The sequence below is a fragment of the Streptomyces sp. NPDC040545 genome, from assembly GCF_055595065.1.
In genome coordinates this window covers 60134-78762 of record NZ_JBVIWA010000008.1, presented here as the reverse complement: position 1 = coordinate 78762, position 18629 = coordinate 60134, and the positions used below count along the sequence as shown (strand labels likewise).

The following is an 18629-nucleotide window of genomic DNA, read 5'->3' as shown; positions in this document are numbered from 1 at the left end:
CGCACCCGACTGCCCGCAAACGGCGTACGGGGCAAACAGCCCGGGTATCACCGATGCGGCGGGGGTGGTGTGTTCAGGAAGCTCCACCCGCCGCTCGGGGACGAGGAGTTCGCCATGACACGCTGGTACGAGGGCCCGCTGGCCGCATTCGACACGGAGACCACCGGGGTGGACGTCGAGCAGGACCGGATCGTGTCCGCCGCGCTCATCGTCCAGGAGTGTGCGGGCGGCCGGGTCCGCACCACGCGCTGGCTGGTCAATCCCGGTATTCCGGTGCCCCCGGGCGCCACGGAAGTGCACGGGCTGACCGATGAGCACCTGCAGCGTCACGGGCGCTGGCCCGCGCCGGTGGTGGAGGAGATAGCCCGGGCGCTCGGGGAGCAGCAGGTGGCGGGCCGGCCGGTGGTGGTGATGAACGCGCCGTTCGATCTGACGCTGCTGGACCGGGAGTTGCGCCGGCACCGGGCGTCGTCGCTGTCGCGGTACCTGGACAACCGGCCGCTGACGGTGCTGGACCCGCGGGTGCTGGACAAGCACCTGGACCGGTACCGCAAGGGCCGCCGGACGCTGACGGACCTGTGCGCGCACTACGGGATCGAGCTGGAGGGCGCGCACGACGCGGCGGCGGACGCGATGGCCTCGCTGGAACTGGTCCGGGCGGTGGGGCGGCGGTTCGCGGCCCGGCTGGAGCGGCTGACGCCGGCCGAGCTGCACGCGCTGCAGGCGGTGTGGCACGCGGCGCAGGCGCGAGGCCTGCAGGCGTGGTTCGCGCGTCAGGGGACGCCGGAGCCGGTGGATCCGCACTGGCCGCTGCGGCCGGACCTGTCGACGGCGGCATAGGTCGCGCAGGTCGCTCACATGCGGAAGGCCGGTCCGTCATTGACGGACCGGCCTGTCCCGGTGGGCGATACTGGGATCGAACCAGTGACCCCTTCGGTGTGAACGAAGTGCTCTCCCGCTGAGCTAATCGCCCGGGAACGGAGTGAACAATACAGAAGGGCCGGGGCTGGTTCAAACCGCTTCTCCCGGGCGGGCCTCCGGGCCGCACGTCAGGTACCTACTCAGGGCGCATCTGAGTACGCACGCCCATGTCCTGACTGCGTGACCGCCGCCACACTCCGGATATGAACACGCCTCTGCCGCCCGCCGAAGAGCTGGCGCTCATCGACCGCGAGCTGGCCCAACTCGATGCCCGGCGGCTGTATTTGCTGGGCCGCCGGGACTGGCTGCTGCGTCTGCTGCTCCAGCCCGGCGGCGCGCCCGCCCCGGTCCGCCGGGGCCAGGCCGCGCCCGCCGGACCCGCCGGGCCCGCGAAGGAGGCCTCCGCCCCGAGCGCGCAGAACGTGCTGCTCACCCTGGGCGCGGTGCTGCTGGCGGTCGCCGCGCTCGCGTTCACGCTGGTCAGCTGGGGGTCCATGGGGATCGCCGGGCGCTCGGCGGTGCTCGCCGCGGTGACGGCGGCGGCGCTGGGCGCGCCCGTGCTTCTGCTGCGCCGCGGGCTGCGGTCGACGGCGGAGTCGGTCGCGGCGGTCGGCCTGCTGCTGACGGTGCTCGACGCGTACGCGCTGTACGCGGTCGGCATGCCGGATACGAACGGCACCGGTTACGCGGCGGGGGCGGCTGCCGTGCTGGCGGTCGCGTGGGCCGGCTACGGCTCGGGGCTGCGCACGCTGCGGAGCCCGCTGCCGGCCGCGGTGCTGGCGGCGCAGTTCGCGCTGCCGCTGGCGGCGCTGGCCGCGCGCCCGGGCCCGCAGGCGCTCGGCTGGGCGCTGCTGGCGACGGCGGCGCTGGACGCGGCGCTCGCCCTGCGGGTCCGGCCGGCGGCGGTCCCGGCGGCCGTGACGGGCGCGGGCGCGCTGCTGCTCGGGCTGGCCCAGTCGTGGTCGGCCGGGTCGGCGGCGCAGGCCGTGGCCCCGGCGGCGCTGCTGCTGGCGGGCGCGGCCCTGGGCGTGGCGGCGGCCTGGCTCGAGCCGCGCGCCTCGGCCGCGGCGCTGGTGGGCGCCCTGGCGGCGGTGGCCGGCCTGGGCGGGGTGGCCCGGCCGGACCTGGACCCGGCGTGGACGGTGCTGGTGCACCTGCTGCTGGCGCTGCCGCTGCTGGCGGCGGTACGGGTCCCCGCGCTCCCGGCGGCGGTCCGGCTCGGGTCGGCCCGGGCCGGGGCCGCGGTGGCGTCCCTGGCGGCGCTGTCGGCGGGTGCCGTGGTGGCCGCGGCCCTGGTGGCCCGGTTCCGGGTGCTGGGTGAGGTGTGGGCGGCGACGACCCCGGACCTGGTTCCGTACGCGGCGGGGGCCGTGGCCGCGGCGACCCTGCTGATCGCGGCCGGGGCGGCCTGGTGGCTCGCGCGGGCGCTGTCCCGGCCGGAGTCGGCGGTGGTGGCGGTGGTCCTGGCCTGGGCGGGCCTGTTCGCGGCCCCGGTGCTGCTCGGGTTCCCGGTGGCGGCGGTGTTCGCCGTGCAGCTCGCGGTGACGGGCGCGGCGGGCGTGCTCGCCCTGCGCTCCCCGGCGCGCGGGGCCCGGATCGCGGCCGCCGTGTGCGCGCTGACGGGGGCCGCGAACGTGTCCCTGGGCGCGCTGGACGGCCGGGCGGCGACGTTCGCGGTCTGGGGGCTGCTGGGCGCGGGCTGCGCGGCGGCAGCGGCGTACGGGGCCGCTTCGCGCCCGCTCCGGTCGGGGGCGGCCGTGTGCGCGGTCGGGTACACCACGGGCGTGCTGGTGGCGGCGGGAGCGGTGTCGGACCTGGCGGTGGTCTGGTGGGCGTTGCCGGTGCTGGCGGTCCCGGCGCTGGCGGCGGCCCTCGGGCCGCGGCTGGGCGGGGTCCGGCTGCCCGTCGAGATCGCGGCGGCCGTGGCGGGCGCAGTGGCGGTGGGCCTGTCGGCCGGGCGGCCCGGAACCCTGGCGCTGGTCCTGGCGCTGGCCGGGGTGGTCTGCGCGGGCGCCGCGGTGCGGCCGGAGCGGCGGGTGCTGGGCTGGGCGGCCGGGGCGCTGTTCGCCGCGGCGACCTGGGTGCGGCTGGCGGAGGCCGGGGTGAGCGCGCCGGAGGCCTACACGCTGCCGGTGACGGTGCCCGCCCTCGTGGTGGGTCTGCTGCGGCGGCGCCGGGACCCGCAGGCCTCGTCGTGGACGGCGTACGGTCCGGGTCTGGCGGCGACGCTGGTGCCGAGCCTGCTGGCGGCCTGGGGGGACCCGGGCTGGATGCGCCCGCTGCTGCTGGGGGCGGCCGCGCTGGTGGTGACCCTGCTGGGCGCGCGGGGGCGGCTCCAGGCTCCGCTCCTGCTCGGCGGGGGCGTGCTGGCGGCGGTGGCGGTGCACGAGCTGGCCCCGTACGTGGTGCAGGTGGCGGGCGCGCTCCCGCGCTGGGTGCCGCCGGCCCTGGCGGGCCTGCTGCTGCTGGCGGTGGGGGCGACGTACGAGCGGCGGCTGCGTGACGCCCGCCGGCTGCGGGCCGCGATCGGCCGGCTCCGGTGAAACGCCTGAGGCCCGGAGACTGTGAAAGTCTCCGGGCCTCAGGTCCGGGTGGGCGATACTGGGTTCGAACCAGTGACCCCTTCGGTGTGAACGAAGTGCTCTCCCACTGAGCTAATCGCCCGGACGCACCGCAAACATTACCGCATGTCAGCGGTGCTCCTTGACCATCACTGGTCCTTGAGGTTCCAGGGCAGGACGAGCCCGTACTTCCACAGGTAGAAACCGATCAGCGCGCCCGCGATGACGAGGCCCACGCTGGTCAGGATGATGTTGCGGCGGCGGACCTTCGGGTCGAGCGCCTTCTGCGCGGCCTCGGTGACCTTCCGCTTGGTCCAGCGCAGCACGAGGTGGGCCCAGGCGAACTCGGTGGCCCAGATCGCCAGGCCCGCGAAGATCGCGACCCAGCCGGGGCCGGGCAGCACGAGCATCGCCACGCCGGCGGCGATCACCGCGAGGCCGACGATGAAGACGCCGACCTGCCAGCTCAGGTGCAGGCTCTTGTTCGACTTGATGAAGGCCGGGGCCTTCGATACGTGCGGCGCCTCGGCGGCGGCTTCCGCGGTGGCATCCGCGGCCGGTTCGGTGGTGGCTTCCGTGGTGGCTTCGTCAGCGGCGGACCCTTGGGTTCCGCGGTCACTCCCCGTATTCATGGAGCCGAATCTACCGGAGCTCGATGCACACCGGAATGCGGGTTTGGATCCGCCGTCCGAGGGACCCAGAGGTCCGCAAAACGGTCAGAGGGGTTTACAACGGCACCGTAGGTGGCATGTCGATTTCGCCGACGTGCGAATCCCCGAGCGCACACTGAGCGAAAGGCCCTGGCGCTTATGAACACCACGGTCAGCTGCGAGCTGCACCTGCGCCTCGTTGTGTCGAGCGAGTCCTCACTGCCTGTTCCCGCGGGCCTGCGGTATGACACGGCCGACCCCTACGCCGTGCACGCCACCTTCCACACCGGCGCCGAGGAAACGGTCGAATGGGTATTCGCCCGCGACCTCCTCGCGGAGGGCCTCCACCGGCCCACCGGTACCGGCGACGTCCGCGTCTGGCCGTCCCGCAGCCACGGTCAGGGCGTCGTCTGCATCGCCCTGAGCTCACCGGAGGGAGAAGCACTGCTCGAAGCACCCGCCCGAGCACTCGAGTCGTTCCTCAAGCGGACGGACGCCGCGGTTCCACCCGGGACCGAGCACCGGCACTTCGACCTCGACAAGGAGCTCTCCCACATCCTGGCCGAAAGCTGAGCCAGGCCTACAGCCGCCCGGCACCGTCCGACTCGGGGCGACGGTGTGTGGCGGACAACCACATACGGCAATGCCGGCGCTGTTCCCGCGGGAGCCACCCGCGAGGACGGCGCCGGTGCGCTCTGCGGGACCCGCTATTGTCGGGCGGCAGCGGCGACGGCCCCCGTCGTCGCAGGCCCGGCCCCTGAGGGAGACCCCGTGCAGATCCCCCACGACACCCGTCGCGCGCTCGACGTCGTCGTCGCGCTGGTGAACACCGCGGCCGAGGCCGACCAGCCCGACGGACTCTCGGACATCGGCGCCCTGCGCGGATTCGTCCAGGAGTACTCGATCAGCGACGTCGGCGAGCTCAGCGCCCGCGACCTGGCCGGCGTCCGGACCGTGCGCGGAAAGTTCGCCCAGGTCTTCGCCTCCCCGAACCCGCGTGCGGCTTCCATACTGATCAACGAGCTCGTGGCCACGGCCGGCACCACCCCGCAGCTGACCGACCACGACGGCTACGACTGGCACGTGCACTACTTCGCGCCGGGCGCGTCGGTGGGCGACCACCTGGCGGCCGACGGCGGCATGGCGCTGGCCTTCATCGTGGTCTCCGGCGAACAGGAACGGCTGCGCCGCTGCGAGGCCCCGGACTGCAGGCGGGCGTTCGTCGACCTCTCCCGCAACCGGTCCCGGCGCTACTGCGACAGCCGGACCTGCGGGAACCGGCTGCACGTGGCGGCGTACCGGGCCCGGCGCAAGGAGGCCGACGCGGAGGCGTCAGAGCAGGAAGAGATCGTGCACGGCGGCGAGCAGCAGCAGGATGCCGATCACCGCTAGGAAGATCATCAGGGGCGGTTGGGAGAGCGCGAAGAGACAGCCTCGCGGCTCCTCCACCACAGGGGCGGGTACCGGCGGGTCACTGTGCGATGTGTCGAACATGTCGGGCCGATGATGGCGCAGCGCACCATCGACCGGCCCTCAACACGCCAGCGTCCGGGCGGGAGTTCGCTCGATCTTGTGGACGAGGCCCGGTCCGGGCCGGATCCCGGGCTCAGATCCCGTGCTTCTTGAGGATGGCCTCGATGTCGGAGAAGTCCTCCGTGGGAGCGGCGGGCTGTGCCTGCGAACCGGCCCGGGCGGCGCCCAGGGACGGCGCGGAGGCGGTCGGGGCGACGGCCCCGGCGGCCGGGCTCCCCTTGACCTTCTTCCCGGACTTCCCGGACTTCCCGGGCTCCGCGGGCTTCCCGGACGTGGCGAGGCCGCGGCGCTCGATCGCGCGGGTGGTCATGAAGAGCAGCCAGGACAGTCCCAGCAGTCCGAAGCCGGCCCAGACGGCCGGGTCGAAGACCATCCCGGACACCCACTCCACGAACCCCGTCATCACCAGGGCGACCGGCACGAGCGCGTACGCGGCGATCCGCGTGGCGGCCAGGAAGCGCTTGCGGTAGGCGGTGACCGCGGCGATGCCCAGGCCCGCCACTGACACCGCGGAGCAAATGGTCTCGGCAAGCATGCGGTCCTCCGGACTCTCGGCGGCTCGGCGATCTGTCCCTATCCATCCTGCACCGGCCTGCGCCGCGGCGGCCAGGTTCCGGGCCCCGGCCGGGCGGATCTCCGGGACATCTCCGGGTCGCGCCTCCTGCCTGGGTCCAGGTCGGCGGGTTCGGGTCCCGGTCGGGGGGGCGGGCGGGGGCTGGGAGACTGTCCGTATGACCGATTCCGTGATCCTCGACGTCTGGTGCGAACTGCAGTGCCCGGACTGCCACCGCGCCCTGGACGACGTACGCGCCCTGCGGGCCCGCTACGGCGACCGGCTGGACATCCGGCTGCGCCACTTCCCCCTGGAGAAGCACAAGCACGCCTTCGCCGCGGCGCAGGCCGCCGAGGAGGCCGCCGAGCAGGGCCAGGGCTGGCCCTACGCGGAGGCCGTGCTGGCGCGCACCGCGGAGCTGGCCGAGCGCGGCGAGCCGGTCCTGCTGGACGTGGCACGTGAACTGGGGCTCGACGTCGAGGAGTTCGACACCGCCCTGATCGACGGCCGGCACATCCTGATCGTCGACGCCGACCAGGCCGAGGGCAAGGCGATCGGGGTGACCGGCACCCCGACGTACGTGATCGACGGACAGCGCCTCGACGGCGGCAAGAGCCAGGACGGCCTGCGCGCCCGTATCGAGGAGATCGCCGACCGCCTGCTGGCGGACGCCGGGGCCTAGGTGTATTGACCCGCGCCGCCTGGCACCGCACCCCATCCCCCGGACTCCGTCCGGGGGGACCCCCAGGTTGTCGGGCGCGCCCGAGTACGTCCGGTACACGGGCGCGCCCTCCGCCTTGCGATGCACGGCACCGGACGACGCGGACTCAACCGGCAGGATCCGGAAGAGACGGCCTAGATCAGGTCCTTGGCGTAGTTGAAGTTGGTGGGCCGGTAGCCGAGGGAGACGTACAGCCTCAGGGCCGGGGTGTTGTCGGTGAAGACCTGGAGCGCCAGCAGGCGGTGGCCGGCGGCGAGGGCGGCGCGCTCGGCGAGCGCCATCAGGTGGCGGCCGTGCCCGCGCCCGCGGCACTCGGCACGGACCTCGACGTCGTAGATGTAGGAGCCCGCCTCGCGCGGTGCGAGCCACACGTGGCCGACGGGCACCCCGGCCGCCTCCAGGACGAGGAAGACGGCTCCCGGGGTGGCCAGGCCCTGGGGCAGCTGGCTCTCGTGGTCGGCCACCGATTTGGCGCGGGCGGCCTCGGCGGACATGCCGCGGCTGCTCCAGTTCGCCGCGTAGGCCTCGACGGCCCCGGCGTACCAGCCCTCGTACTCGGCCTGCGTCATGGGGCGGCCGAGCACCCCTTCGGGGAGGGCGGGCGGCTCGGCGGGCAGGTCCTTGGCCATGTTCCGGCTGTACTCGGTGTACCCGAGGGCCTCGGCCATGGACAGGCCTGCCTCCGAGTCCGCCGGGACCGAGACGCGGACCCGGCGGCAGCCCCAGCCGCGCAGCACTTCCTCGGCGGCGAGCGCGGCCACGGTGGCCCTCCCCCGCCGCCGGTCGCCCTGCTCGACGTCCAGGTCGCGGATCTCGCCGACCGTCGGCCCGAACGGGGTGTCGGAGGCGATCAGCAGGGCGCCGACCCGCCTGCTGTTGACCCGGATCTCGTACGGGCGCGAACGCGCGCCGTCCGCCGTGTGCTGGAGCGGCCCGGACGGCCGCAGGGTGGTGGTCATCCCTTGAGTTCTACCCGCCCTGCGGCCACCGCGACAGCCCCCTCCCCGCGAGCCCGGCCTGGTCGGCAAGACACCCCCTCAGGGGTCGAGGTCCTCGCCCGCCTTCACCTCGAAGATCCGCATCACCTCGGCCGTGACCGGTCCGGGGGCGGTCCCCAGCTCGCGGTCGTCGATCCGCAGCACCGCCTGGGCATCGCGCAGCGAGGAGGTCACGAAGACCTCGTCGGCCCGCTCCAGCACGTCGAAGGGCAGGTCGGTCTCCTTGGCGCCGGCCCAGGCGACGATCAGGGCCCGGGTGATACCGGCCAGGCAGCCGGAGGCGAGCGGCGGGGTGTGCAGTTCCCCGTCGAGTACGACGAAGACGTTGGAGCCGGTGCCTTCGCAGAGCCGGCCGAGGGTGTTGGCGAGGAGCGCCTCGGAGGCCCCGGCGCGGTGCGCGGCGGCGAGGGCGACCACGTTCTCGGCGTACGAGGTGGTTTTGAGCCCGGCCACGGCGGACCGCTCGTTGCGCACCCAGGGCACCGTGACGACGGCGGTGGTGTCCGGGCGGCGGGGGGAGTCCGCGACGGCGGCGATCAGGGTGGTCCCGGCGTCCCCGCGGTCGGAGCCGAGCGGGGAGACTCCGCCGGTGTAGGTGATGCGCAGCCGCGCGTGCTCCAGCGGGTTGGCCTCCAGTACGGCGGCGCAGGCGCGGCGGACCTCGTCGAGGTCGGGGTCCGGCAGACCCAGGCCCCGGGCCGAGCGGGTGAGCCGTTCCAGGTGCCGGGTGAGCGCGAAGGCGCGGCCGCGCTCCGCCTTCAGCGTCTCGAAGACGCCGTCGCCCACGGTCAGACCGTGGTCGAGGACGGACACCTTCGCGGCGTCCACCTCGGTCAGAGCTCCGTCGAGCCAGATCTTCATGGTGCGGTCCTTCCGATCGTGTCGTTCGTCCCCTGCGTGCCACCGCCCACCTCGTGGCCCGTGGCCACCCGCAGGAGCCGGGCGGCCTTGAGCTCGGTCTCCGCCCACTCCCGGTCGGGATCGGAGCCCCAGGTGATGCCCGCTCCGGTGCCGAAGAGCAGACGGGGTCCGCCGGCGGCCTCGCGGTCGATCCAGAAGGTACGGATACCCACGGCGAGCTCGGCGGTGCCCCGGTCCGCGTCGACCCAGCCGATGCCTCCGCAGTAGGGGCCGCGCGGGGCGGTTTCCAGGGCTTCGATGATCCGCAGGGCGGAGGTCTTGGGGGCGCCCGTGACGGAACCGGGCGGGAAGGTGGCGGCGAGCAGCTCGGGCCAGCCGGCGCCGTCGGCGAGTTCGCCGCTCACGACGGAGACGAGGTGGACCAGGCCCGGGTGCTCCTCGACGGCGCACAGCTCGGGGACGGCGACGGAGCCCGTCGCGCACACCCGGCCGAGGTCGTTGCGTACGAGGTCGACGATCATCACGTTCTCGGCGTGGTCCTTGGGGAGCAGGTCGTCGACGGTGCGGCCGGTCCCCTTGATGGGGCCGGACTCGATGTGCCGGCCGGCGCGGCGCAGGAACAGCTCGGGGGAGGCGGTGGCGATCTCGACGCCGTGGGCGGCCAGGCGAATCGTTCCTGCGAAGGGTGCGGGGTTGCCGCGCGCGAGGAGCGCGGTGAGCGCGTCGACATCGGCGCGGTCGGGGTGGGGCAGCGGCGCGGACATCACCCGGCAGAGGTTGGCCTGGTAGACCTCGCCGGCGGCGATGTGTTCACGGACGCGCCGTACGCCGGCCACGTAGGCGGCGCGGTCGAGGGAGGAGGTCCACCGGTCGGCGTCGGGTCCGCGCCAGGCACCCGGAACGGGCGCGGGGACCGGATCGCGGCGTACGTCGCCGAAGCGCGCGCAGACGAGCCGCCCTTCGAAGTCGGCGGACACCGCCCAGAAGCCGGTGGAGTCGAGGGCGGCGGGATCGCTGGTGACGTCACGGAGGTCGGTCGCGAGAAGGCCGCCGAAGCGGGCCAGGGGAGGCAGGTCGTGCACGGCTGCGAGTCTATGACCGGTGACGGCACGGCGCCGGTGCGGTGACGGGAGGGTGACCTGGGGTGATCGAGCGGCAGCACGCTGCGGAAACGCGTTTTTGAGCTGGCCCGGTAATCCGCTAGAGTTCAACTCGTCGCCAGGGAGCGAAGGGGAAAAACCCCGGAGCGAACACGGTGACCTGCGGACGTAGCTCAGTTGGTAGAGCACCACCTTGCCAAGGTGGATGTCGCGAGTTCGAGTCTCGTCGTCCGCTCGAAGTGGGGGATCTTCCCGAGAACCCCTGCAGCTCCATGGTGGAGTGGCCGAGAGGCGAGGCAACGGCCTGCAAAGCCGTCTACACGGGTTCAAATCCCGTCTCCACCTCCAAGGACGATTAGCTCAGCGGGAGAGCGCTTCCCTGACACGGAAGAGGTCACTGGTTCAATCCCAGTATCGTCCACTGATCCGCAAGGATCCCCGCGCGATTAGCTCAGCGGGAGAGCGCTTCCCTGACACGGAAGAGGTCACTGGTTCAATCCCAGTATCGCGCACGCAGCACCTGCACCACCGTGTTCCACCTGCGGCTTTCGAGCTGCGGAGCCCGCGCGATTAGCTCAGCGGGAGAGCGCTTCCCTGACACGGAAGAGGTCACTGGTTCAATCCCAGTATCGCGCACCACCTGAAAGCCCCGGCCGTTCCCACGGCCGGGGCTTTCGCGTTCCCCCGCACGAGTGGGCCGGGCCCGCGGAAGCGGTGCATGAAGGTGCATGAAAAAGGGTGCTGCCCGTCCGACTCCCCAGTCGTACGGGCAGCACCCTTCACCTGCCGTCCGTCCGCCGCTCCCCCGTCCCCACGGGGTTCGGCAGGCCGATGTCCCGGTCCGGGCCGCTCTCCCGGACCTGGGGCGCCGCTCAGCGCCCCAGCATCACGCCCACGGACGACGCCTGTGCCGCCAGCTGATCGAAGCCTCCGAAGAGGAACAGCAGCAGGGCGGCCAGGGGGAGCACCATGGCCGCGGCCACCAGGGGGTGGCGGGTACCGGACTCGTGGCCGTTGAACGCGAATGCCTTGCGCCCGTGCCGTGCGATGTCCGCCATGGTCCTCTCCCTGTCGTCTGGCAGCGGCGGGCTCGTGACCTCGGGGGACGAGTGCGCCACCCGCCGCTTGTCCTCAACACTAGGCGGGCGGGCGGCTCCTGGCCTCATGCCCTCGTACCCATTGGCGGGCCTCCAGGAGGATGACGGGGCCTCCCCCGTGTACTCCCCTGGGTGGAGACGGCTCCCCCGTTATGGGGGACTTCCCGGAGGGGATGACCGGAGGGTAGTGACTTCGCTCACTTGCGTCACTCCCTGTTGCCGCGTGTCCGGCCACCGGCCGTCGGCAAGATCGACTCGGCCGCGAGCCGCGTACGGGCACGCCGGAGCGGGTCCGGGGCTGCTCCTGGGCTCCAATCCCCTTGGCGCAAGGGGTGCTTGGCCGGGCGGACCACCCCGGGAGCGCTCGCGGACCACAGCGCCGACGCCCCCTCAAGTGTGCTGTGGCGCACTGACAATCGAATCCCCCGGCGAGGGCGCGGCCTCTGAGCACGCATGCCGGATGGTCCGTAAGCTGTGCCACGTCAACAGGACGACCGGTCAGCGGGGTGGACATGGCGATGATGCGGCTCCGGCGCGAGGACCCGCGTGTCGTCGGCTCGTTCAGACTGCACCGGCGGCTCGGCGCCGGCGGCATGGGCGTGGTCTACCTGGGATCGGACCGGCGCGGGCAGCGTGTCGCGCTCAAGGTCATCCGGCCGGATCTGGCCGAGGACCAGGAGTTCCGCTCGCGGTTCGCCCGTGAGGTGTCCGCCGCCCGGCGGATCCGGGGCGGGTGCACCGCACGCCTGGTGGCGGCGGACCTGGAGGCCGAGCGCCCCTGGTTCGCGACCCAGTACGTGCCCGGTCCCTCGCTGCACGACAAGGTGGCCGAGGAAGGTCCCCTGACGGCCGCGCAGATCGCCGCCGTGGGCGCCGCGCTCTCCGAGGGTCTGGTCGCCGTCCACGAGGCGGGGGTCGTGCACCGCGACCTCAAGCCCTCGAACATCCTGCTGTCGCCCAAGGGCCCCCGGATCATCGACTTCGGCATCGCCTGGGCCACCGGGGCGAGCACCCTCACCCATGTGGGTACGGCCGTCGGCTCCCCCGGATTCCTCGCGCCCGAGCAGGTGCGCGGCGCCGCCGTCACCCCGGCCACCGACGTCTTCGCCCTCGGCGCCACCCTGGCTTACGCGGCCACCGCCGACTCGCCCTTCGGGCACGGCAGTTCCGAGGTCATGCTGTACCGCGTGGTGCACGAGGAGCCGCACCTGCAGGGCGTGCCGGACGCGCTGGCGCCCCTGGTGCGGGCCTGCCTCGCCAAGGACCCCGAGGAGCGGCCCAGCACGCTCCAGCTGTCGATGCGGCTCAAGGAGATCGCGGCCCGCGAGGCGCAGGGGCTCTCGGACGGGCGCCCGCCGGCCCAGCGGGCCCGGGTCGAGCGGCCGACCGGGCGGCTGCCCGAGGCGGAGCGGATCGGCGGGACCGAGGAGTACCCGGGCCGGCGTACGGAGCGTCGTACGGACGGCAGCACCACGCCCCGGGCCCAGGGCGGCTCCCCGAGCGGACCGCACGCCCGGCCCTCGTCCTCCCGGCACCCGCAGCACCCCGGCGGCCCGTCCTCCCGGCCGACCTCGGGTCGTACGGGCGGCCGTCCGGCCCCCAGGACGACGGGGACGGGACGGCGCCCCTCGCGGCCGGATCCGAAGCTGATGCGGCAGCGGCTGATCGTGTTCGTCGTGGTGACACTGATCGTCGCGCTGGGCATCGCGGCGGCCCAGAAGCTGTAGCTCAGGCGTTCGGCAGGGGCCTCAGGCCCGGCAAGGTCCGGAAGGGACGGCCTACTGGGCGGCGCGGCCCTGGGCCACCGCGTAGAAGGCGACCGCGGCCGCGGCGCCCACGTTCAGCGAGTCCACGCCGTGCGCCATGGGGATCCGCACCCACTCGTCGGCGGCGACCAGCGCCGGCGTGGACAGGCCGTCGCCCTCGGCGCCCAGCATCAGCGCGACCCGCTCCAGGGACTGCGGGGCGGCCACGTCGATCGGCGTGGCCTTCTCGTGCGGGGTGAGGGCGAGCAGCTTGAAGCCCGCCTCGCGCACCGAGTCCAGGCTCTTCGGCCAGGCCTCGAGGCGGGCGTAGGGGACGGAGAACACCGCTCCCATGGAGACCTTCACCGAGCGGCGGTAGAGCGGGTCCGCGCAGTCGGGCGACAGCAGCACCGCGTCCATGCCGAGGGCTGCGGCGCTGCGGAAGATGGCCCCGATGTTGGTGTGGTCGTTGACCGCTTCCATGACGACCACCCGGCGGGTCGTGGAGAGCAGTTCCTCGGCCGTGGGCAGCGGCTTGCGCTGCATGGAGGCCAGGGCCCCGCGGTGCACGTGGTAGCCGGTGACGCGCTCGGCGAGCTCAGGGCTCACGGCGTAGACCGGTGCCGGGAGTTCGTCGATGACGTCGCGCATGACGTCGACCCACTTGGCGGAGAGCAGCATCGAGCGCATCTCGTACCCGGCGTCCTTGGCGCGTCTGATGACCTTCTCGCCCTCGGCGATGAAGAGGCCCTCCGCGGGCTCGCGCCTGCGCCGGAGTTCGACGTCGGTCAGGCCCGTGTAGTCGCGCAGGCGCGGGTCGTCGGGGTCGGTCACGGTGATGAGATCAGCCACAGGGTGATACTGCCTTGTCCTGGGTGCGGTGCCAACGGCCTGTCAGGCGCTGGTGGTGGGGAGGGTGCGGTCGCCCGGGCCGTTCACGCGGACGACCTCGCCGATGACGATGACGGCCGGCGGACGGACCTCTTCGGCGCGAACCGTCTCGCCGACCGTGGCCAGGGTGGCGTCCACCCGGCGCTGGGTGGCGGTGGTGCCCTCCTGGATCACCGCGACGGGGGTGTCCGCGGAGCGGCCGTGGCGCACCAGCGCCTCGGCGATCAGGCCGATCTTGTCGACGCCCATGAGGATCACCAGGGTGCCGGTGAGCTTGGCGAGGGAGGCCCAGTCCACGAGCGAGCGCGGGTCGTCGGGGCCGACGTGGCCGCTGACCACGGTGAACTCGTGCGCCACACCGCGGTGGGTGACCGGGATGCCGACGGCGCCGGGCACCGAGATGGAGCTGGAGATGCCGGGGACGACGGTGCAGGGGATGCCGGCCTCGGCGAGGGCCTGGAGCTCCTCCATGCCGCGGCCGAAGACGTACGGGTCCCCGCCCTTGAGCCGGACCACGGCCTTGCCGGCCTTGGCGTGCTCGATCAGGGCGTTGTTGATGGCCTCCTGGGCCATGAACCGGCCGTACGGGATCTTCGCGGCGTCGATGACCTCGACGTGCGGCGGAAGCTCGTCGAGCAGGTCACGGGGGCCGAGCCGGTCGGCGATGACCACGTCGGCCTCGGCGAGGAGGCGGCGGCCGCGCACGGTGATCAGGTCCGGGTCGCCCGGGCCGCCGCCGACGAGGGCCACGCCGGGGGTGGTCTTGTGCCGGTGGGAGGGAGCGGTGAGGGTGCCGTCGCGCAGGCCCTCGACGACGGCGTCGCGGACGGCCGCGGAGCGGCGGGGGTCGTTGCCGGTCAGCACGGCGACGGTGACGCCCTCGATGCGGCCGGTCGCCGGGGTCCAGGCGGTGGCGGCGGAGGCGTCGTCGGCTCGGACGCACCAGACGCGCTCGCGCTCGGCCTCGGCGGAGGCGCGCTCGTTGTCCTCGCGGTTCTGGGTGGCGATCAGCGCGTACCAGGCGTCGGCGAGGTCACCGTCCTGGTAGCGGCGGCGCTCCCAGCGGATCTCGCCGGTCTCCGCCATGGCGTCCACGGAGGGGGTGGCGGAGGGCGAGATGAGCAGGACATCGGCGCCGGCCGCGATGAGCGCGGGGAGGCGACGCTGCGCGACCTGTCCGCCGCCGATGACGACGACGCGGCGGCCGGCGAGGCGGAGTCCTACGGGGTAGGCGGGGGTGTCGGCCATGGCGGTGCGGCTCCTGGTGCGGCAGTCGTTCTGTCTTGCCGCTGCGGCTCTGGAGCGGCGGTGTGCTGACGTGCGGATTCTTGGTGCGGGTCCACCATACGGCGCGGGCCGTCCCGAGGCGCGGACGGGGCTGCGCCCGCCGCTGCCGTGCGTGGGTGCCGGTCACGGATCGGGGCTCCGCCCCAGCCCCCGCGCCTCACATGCCGGCGGGGCTGGGGTCGGGCCGGACCGCCGGCCGGTGGTGGGTTCGCCCGGCCTGCGGGGACATCCCGGAGTGTCCCCGCCCCACGATCCGCGGGAGTACTACTTCTCCGTGACGCCCGCCGAGTCGAACGTGGCGACCTCGTGCATCGCGCGGGCCGCGCTCTGGACCAGGGGGAGGGCGAGCAGGGCGCCCGTGCCTTCGCCGAGGCGGAGGTCCAGGTCGACCAGCGGGCGCAGGCCCAGCTTGTTGAGCGCCGCGACGTGGCCCGGCTCGGCGCTGCGGTGGCCCGCGATGCACGCCGACAGGGACTCGGGGGCGATCGCGCGGGCCACCAGGGCGGCGGCTCCGGCGCTGACGCCGTCCAGGATCACCGGAGTGCGCAGCGAGGCGCCGCCGAGGAGGAGGCCGACGATGGCCGCGTGCTCCAGGCCGCCGATGGCGGCGAGGACGCCGATCGGGTCCGCCGGGTCGGGCTGGTGGAGCTCCAGGGCGCGGCGGACGACCTCGACCTTGCGGGCGTGCGTCTCGTCGTTGATGCCCGTGCCGCGGCCGGTGACCTCGGACGGGTCGACCCCCGTGAAGACCGAGATGAGGGCGGCGGAGACCGTGGTGTTCGCGATGCCCATCTCGCCCGTGAGGAGAGCCTTGTTGCCGGCCGCGACCAGGTCGCGGGCCGTTTCGATGCCCACCTCGATCGCCGCGACGGCTTCCTCGCGGGTCATCGCGGGGCCGGTGGAGAGGTCGGCGGTGCCGGGGCGGACCTTGCGCGGGAGCAGACCCGGGGTGGCCGGGAGGTCACCCGCGACGCCGACGTCGATCACGCAGACCTCGGCGCCGACCTGGTTGGCGAAGGCGTTGCAGACCGCTCCGCCGCCCAGGAAGTTGGCCACCATCTGGGTGGTGACCTCCTGCGGCCACGGGGTGACGCCCTGGGCGTGCACGCCGTGGTCACCGGCGAAGATGGCGACCGCGGCCGGCTCCGGGATCGGCGGCGGGCAGACCCGGGAGAGGCCGGACAGCTGGGCGGAGATGATCTCCAGCATGCCCAGCGCCCCGGCGGGCTTGGTCATGCGCTTCTGGCGCTCCCAGGCCTCGCCCAGGGCCTTCGCGTCGAGCGGGCGGATGCTGGCGACCGTCTCCGAGAGCAGGTCGTGCGGCTCCTCGCCGGGCAGCGCGCGGCGGCCGTAGGTCTCCTCGTGGACCACCCAGGAGAGCGGGCGGCGCTGCGACCAGCCGGCCTGGGCCAGCTCGGGCTCCTCGGGGAACTCGTCGACGTAGCCGACGCAGAGGTAGGCGACGACTTCGAGGTGCTCGGGCAGGCCCAGCTCGCGGACCATCTCGCGCTCGTCGAAGAAGCTGACCCAGCCGACCCCGAGGCCCTCGGCGCGCGCGGCGAGCCAGAGGTTCTCGACGGCGAGGGCCGCGGAGTACGGGGCCATCTGCGGCTGGGTGTGCCGGCCGAGGGTGTGGCGGCCGCCGCGGGTGGGGTCGGCGGTGACGACGATGTTCACCGGGGTGTCGAGGATGGCCTCGATCTTGAGTGCCTTGAACTGCTTCGCCCGGCCCTTGGGCAGGGACTTCGCGTAGGCCTCGCGCTGGCGCTGGGCGAGCTCGTGCATCGCCCGGCGGGTCTCGGCAGACCGGATGACGACGAAGTCCCACGGCTGGGAGTGGCCCACGCTGGGCGCGTGGTGCGCGGCTTCCAGGACGCGGAGCAGCACCTCGTGCGGGATGGGGTCGGTGCGGAAGCCGTTGCGGATGTCGCGGCGCTCGCGCATGACGCGCAGGACGGCCTCGCGCTCGGCGTCGGCGTATCCGGGGGCCGCCTCGCCTGCGGCGGGCTCGGCCTGAACGTCCTCCGCGGGCTCGCCCTGGACGGCGGGCTCGGCGGGGGTGGTGGGCTCGGTCTCCGGCTGCGCGTCGGGCTGCTCCGCCCGGACCGGCTCCGGGGCGGCCTCGGGCTGCGCCGGGGCCGGCTCCGCCAGCGCCTCGGGCTGCTCCTCCGGCTGGACGGGCTGCGCCTGGACCGGCTCGACCACGACGGCCGGCGCCGGGAGCACCGGCTCGGGCTGCGCCAGGACCGGCTCCGCCAGCGCCTCGGGCTGCTCCTCCGGCTGGACGGGCTGCGCCAGGACCGGCTCGACCACGACGGCCGGCGCCAGGAGCACCGGCTCGGGCTGCGCCAGGACCGGCTCCGCCGGCGCCTCCGGCTCGGCCGGGGCGGCGGCGGGCTCAGGAGCTTCGGGTGCGGCCTCGGCCTCGGCCGGCGGCTGGACCGGTTCGGCGGACACGGGCTCGGGCTCGGCGGGGAGCGCCTCGGCCGCCACCGGCTCGGGCCCGGGCTCGGGCTGTACGGGCACCGGCTCGACGGCGATCGGCTCCGGCTGCGGCTCGACCGCGACGGGCTCCGGCTGCGGCTCCGGCTGCAGCGGCTCGGCCGCCACCGGCTCGGCCTGGACCGGCTCCGCGGGGGCCGGGACGGGCTCCGGTTCCACGGGCTGGGCTGCGGCCTCGGCGGGGGCCGGGGCGGGCTCCGCCACCGGCTCCGGCGTCCACGGGGCACCGGCCTGCGGCGGGATCTCGCCCAGCTGGGCCGCGGGGGCCGGGGCGGTCTCGGCGCGCGGGATGTCCAGGTACTCGGGTCCCGTGGTCGGGGGTCCCGCCTGGCGCAGCGGGAGCGGCGCCGACGGGGTGCTCACGGCGGCCGTCGGGGCGGCCTGGGCGGGCGCCGCGGCCGGGCCGCGGTCGGCGAGGGACCGGACGACTCCGCCGTTGGCCTCGGGCATGGGCGGGCCCATGTGCAGGGGGCGCCGGACGGGGGCCGCGGGGACCACCGGGGCGGCGGGTGCCGCCGGGGGCGGGACGACGAGTCCGCCGAGGTCGAGCGCGCCGGAGTCACGGCCGCCCGTCTCGTGCGCGCCCGCGCTGTAGCCGCCGTCGGGGAACACGGGCGGGGGGAACTCGGTGTACGCGGCCGGAGCCTCGGGGTAGGCGGGCGCGGCGGCGTAGGACTGGTCCGTGAACACCGGCGGCTCGCCGAGCTGGGGCGCGGCGGGGAACGCGGGGGCCTGCGGGACGACCTGCGGGTCGCTCCACGCACCCTGGCCGCTCGGCATCAGCAGCAGTTCCTCGTCCTCCGGCTCGGCCGGATTGTCCATGAGGTCCTGGAAGGCGTAGCCCGCGGGAATCGGTGCCGGGATCTGGACCGGAGCGGGGACGCTCTGCTGATCCACCATGCCCGTGCTGTCCGGGAGACCCTCGCCCGGGACCTGGCCGGTGTCAGTCATGCTTACCCCTCGCCCATCGGTGTTGCCTCTTCGATCGCCCGGTCGCCCACGAGGCCGCCGAGCGGTTTTGCCTGCGGGGTTGCGGTGCGACGAGCTCGTCTCGCATGCGCCTGCACGACAACCAGTAAGCATTGTCGCGCCCGTCGGCCACCGTGGCGGCCATAACCGTCACGGTCCTCTGTGGACTGCGCCACGTCGCGCGTCCAGGCCGTGCCGCGATGCCCGAATCGTCCGAGGCAGTACGACGATCGGCCAGCC

Annotated in this window: 15 protein-coding genes and 7 tRNA genes; 11 read left to right on the top strand and 11 right to left on the bottom strand. The window is 74.2% G+C overall.

Annotated features, from left to right (window positions below):
• Positions 1-114: 114 nt before the first annotated feature.
• Positions 115-840 (top strand): exonuclease domain-containing protein, encoded by a 726-nt coding sequence (locus ACZ573_RS17730; RefSeq protein WP_471304809.1) that lies wholly within the window; start codon positions 115-117, stop codon positions 838-840.
• Positions 841-901: 61 nt separating this feature from the next.
• On the opposite strand, the gene ACZ573_RS17725 is transcribed toward ACZ573_RS17730, so the two are convergent.
• Positions 902-973: transfer RNA gene (locus ACZ573_RS17725), tRNA-Val, on the bottom strand.
• 151 nt (positions 974-1124) lie between these two features.
• On the opposite strand from ACZ573_RS17725, the gene ACZ573_RS17720 reads away from it, so the two are divergent.
• Entirely contained in the window at positions 1125-3464 is a 2340-nt protein-coding gene (locus ACZ573_RS17720; RefSeq protein WP_471304807.1) for an SCO7613 C-terminal domain-containing membrane protein, read from the top strand.
• Between the two features lie 49 nt (positions 3465-3513).
• Here ACZ573_RS17720 and ACZ573_RS17715 read toward each other — a convergent pair.
• Both ACZ573_RS17715 and ACZ573_RS17710 read right to left on the bottom strand, forming a co-directional pair.
• Positions 3514-3585, bottom strand: a tRNA-Val gene (locus ACZ573_RS17715).
• Positions 3586-3631: 46 nt separating this feature from the next.
• Complete coding sequence (locus ACZ573_RS17710) at positions 3632-4114, bottom strand: TIGR02611 family protein (protein ID WP_471304804.1); 483 nt, start codon at positions 4112-4114, stop codon at positions 3632-3634.
• 177 nt (positions 4115-4291) lie between these two features.
• On the opposite strand from ACZ573_RS17710, the gene ACZ573_RS17705 reads away from it, so the two are divergent.
• Both ACZ573_RS17705 and ACZ573_RS17700 read left to right on the top strand, forming a co-directional pair.
• The gene (locus tag ACZ573_RS17705) at positions 4292-4705 is read left to right on the top strand and encodes an SsgA family sporulation/cell division regulator (protein WP_030011909.1); all 414 of its coding nucleotides are present in this window, start codon (positions 4292-4294) and stop codon (positions 4703-4705) included.
• Positions 4706-4903: 198 nt separating this feature from the next.
• Complete coding sequence (locus ACZ573_RS17700) at positions 4904-5524, top strand: CGNR zinc finger domain-containing protein (protein ID WP_301372318.1); 621 nt, start codon at positions 4904-4906, stop codon at positions 5522-5524.
• Between the two features lie 214 nt (positions 5525-5738).
• Here ACZ573_RS17700 and ACZ573_RS17695 read toward each other — a convergent pair whose 3' ends face one another.
• A complete protein-coding gene (locus ACZ573_RS17695; protein WP_471304800.1) occupies positions 5739-6200 on the bottom strand; it encodes a hypothetical protein in 462 nt (153 codons plus the stop codon).
• Between the two features lie 196 nt (positions 6201-6396).
• Between ACZ573_RS17695 and ACZ573_RS17690 the strand changes: the two genes are divergently transcribed.
• Positions 6397-6900, top strand: coding sequence for a DsbA family protein (locus ACZ573_RS17690; protein ID WP_471304798.1), 504 nt, complete (start codon positions 6397-6399; stop codon positions 6898-6900).
• A gap of 173 nt (positions 6901-7073) precedes the next feature.
• Here the strand turns inward: ACZ573_RS17690 and ACZ573_RS17685 are convergent, their stop codons facing one another.
• The 3 genes from ACZ573_RS17685 to ACZ573_RS17675 all read right to left on the bottom strand — a co-directional run bounded on the left by ACZ573_RS17685 (position 7074) and on the right by ACZ573_RS17675 (position 9880).
• A complete protein-coding gene (locus ACZ573_RS17685; RefSeq protein ID WP_471304797.1) occupies positions 7074-7898 on the bottom strand; it encodes a GNAT family N-acetyltransferase in 825 nt (274 codons plus the stop codon).
• Positions 7899-7976: 78 nt separating this feature from the next.
• Positions 7977-8798: an aminotransferase class IV gene (locus ACZ573_RS17680; RefSeq protein ID WP_471304795.1), complete on the bottom strand. Its 822-nt coding sequence runs from the start codon at positions 8796-8798 to the stop codon at positions 7977-7979.
• Entirely contained in the window at positions 8795-9880 is a 1086-nt protein-coding gene (locus ACZ573_RS17675; RefSeq protein WP_471304792.1) for a chorismate-binding protein, read from the bottom strand. The genes ACZ573_RS17680 and ACZ573_RS17675 overlap by 4 nt, the downstream gene beginning before the upstream one ends.
• 180 nt (positions 9881-10060) lie before the next feature.
• Between ACZ573_RS17675 and ACZ573_RS17670 the strand changes: the two genes are divergently transcribed.
• The 5 genes from ACZ573_RS17670 (at position 10061) to ACZ573_RS17650 (ending at position 10537) form a co-directional block, all read left to right on the top strand.
• Positions 10061-10133, top strand: a tRNA-Gly gene (locus ACZ573_RS17670).
• Between the two features lie 39 nt (positions 10134-10172).
• Positions 10173-10246 (top strand) — tRNA-Cys (locus ACZ573_RS17665).
• Position 10247: 1 nt separating this feature from the next.
• Positions 10248-10319: transfer RNA gene (locus ACZ573_RS17660), tRNA-Val, on the top strand.
• Between the two features lie 19 nt (positions 10320-10338).
• Positions 10339-10410: transfer RNA gene (locus ACZ573_RS17655), tRNA-Val, on the top strand.
• 52 nt (positions 10411-10462) lie between these two features.
• A tRNA-Val gene (locus ACZ573_RS17650) sits at positions 10463-10537 on the top strand.
• A gap of 233 nt (positions 10538-10770) precedes the next feature.
• Here the strand turns inward: ACZ573_RS17650 and ACZ573_RS17645 are convergent.
• Positions 10771-10980: a hypothetical protein gene (locus ACZ573_RS17645; RefSeq protein ID WP_393709588.1), complete on the bottom strand. Its 210-nt coding sequence runs from the start codon at positions 10978-10980 to the stop codon at positions 10771-10773.
• A gap of 521 nt (positions 10981-11501) precedes the next feature.
• On the opposite strand from ACZ573_RS17645, the gene ACZ573_RS17640 reads away from it, so the two are divergent.
• Positions 11502-12722 (top strand): serine/threonine-protein kinase, encoded by a 1221-nt coding sequence (locus ACZ573_RS17640; RefSeq protein WP_471304790.1) that lies wholly within the window; start codon positions 11502-11504, stop codon positions 12720-12722.
• Between the two features lie 51 nt (positions 12723-12773).
• Here ACZ573_RS17640 and ACZ573_RS17635 read toward each other — a convergent pair whose 3' ends face one another.
• From ACZ573_RS17635 to cobT, 3 genes are all read right to left on the bottom strand, one after another.
• Positions 12774-13592 (bottom strand): TrmH family RNA methyltransferase, encoded by an 819-nt coding sequence (locus tag ACZ573_RS17635; RefSeq protein WP_351159171.1) that lies wholly within the window; start codon positions 13590-13592, stop codon positions 12774-12776.
• Positions 13593-13634: 42 nt separating this feature from the next.
• Positions 13635-14879, bottom strand: coding sequence for a uroporphyrinogen-III C-methyltransferase (gene cobA / locus ACZ573_RS17630; protein ID WP_471304787.1), 1245 nt, complete (start codon positions 14877-14879; stop codon positions 13635-13637).
• A 303-nt stretch (positions 14880-15182) separates the two neighbouring features.
• On the bottom strand, positions 15183-18371 hold the full coding sequence (cobT, locus tag ACZ573_RS17625) for a nicotinate-nucleotide--dimethylbenzimidazole phosphoribosyltransferase (protein ID WP_471304785.1): 3189 nt from the start codon (positions 18369-18371) through the stop codon (positions 15183-15185).
• Between the last annotated feature and the right edge of the window lie 258 nt (positions 18372-18629).

What these genes read in the sequence shown, in the direction of transcription:
- ACZ573_RS17730 (WP_471304809.1), top strand. Translation starts at nt 115, where the DNA reads ATGACACGCTGGTACGAGGGCCCGCTGGCCGCATTCGACACGGAGACC.
- ACZ573_RS17720 (WP_471304807.1), top strand. Translation starts at nt 1,125, where the DNA reads ATGAACACGCCTCTGCCGCCCGCCGAAGAGCTGGCGCTCATCGACCGC.
- ACZ573_RS17710 (WP_471304804.1), bottom strand. Translation starts at nt 4,114, where the DNA reads ATGAATACGGGGAGTGACCGCGGAACCCAAGGGTCCGCCGCTGACGAA.
- ACZ573_RS17705 (WP_030011909.1), top strand. Translation starts at nt 4,292, where the DNA reads ATGAACACCACGGTCAGCTGCGAGCTGCACCTGCGCCTCGTTGTGTCG.
- ACZ573_RS17695 (WP_471304800.1), bottom strand. Translation starts at nt 6,200, where the DNA reads ATGCTTGCCGAGACCATTTGCTCCGCGGTGTCAGTGGCGGGCCTGGGC.
- ACZ573_RS17690 (WP_471304798.1), top strand. Translation starts at nt 6,397, where the DNA reads ATGACCGATTCCGTGATCCTCGACGTCTGGTGCGAACTGCAGTGCCCG.
- ACZ573_RS17685 (WP_471304797.1), bottom strand. Translation starts at nt 7,898, where the DNA reads ATGACCACCACCCTGCGGCCGTCCGGGCCGCTCCAGCACACGGCGGAC.
- ACZ573_RS17680 (WP_471304795.1), bottom strand. Translation starts at nt 8,798, where the DNA reads ATGAAGATCTGGCTCGACGGAGCTCTGACCGAGGTGGACGCCGCGAAG.
- cobA (WP_471304787.1), bottom strand. Translation starts at nt 14,879, where the DNA reads ATGGCCGACACCCCCGCCTACCCCGTAGGACTCCGCCTCGCCGGCCGC.
- cobT (WP_471304785.1), bottom strand. Translation starts at nt 18,371, where the DNA reads ATGACTGACACCGGCCAGGTCCCGGGCGAGGGTCTCCCGGACAGCACG.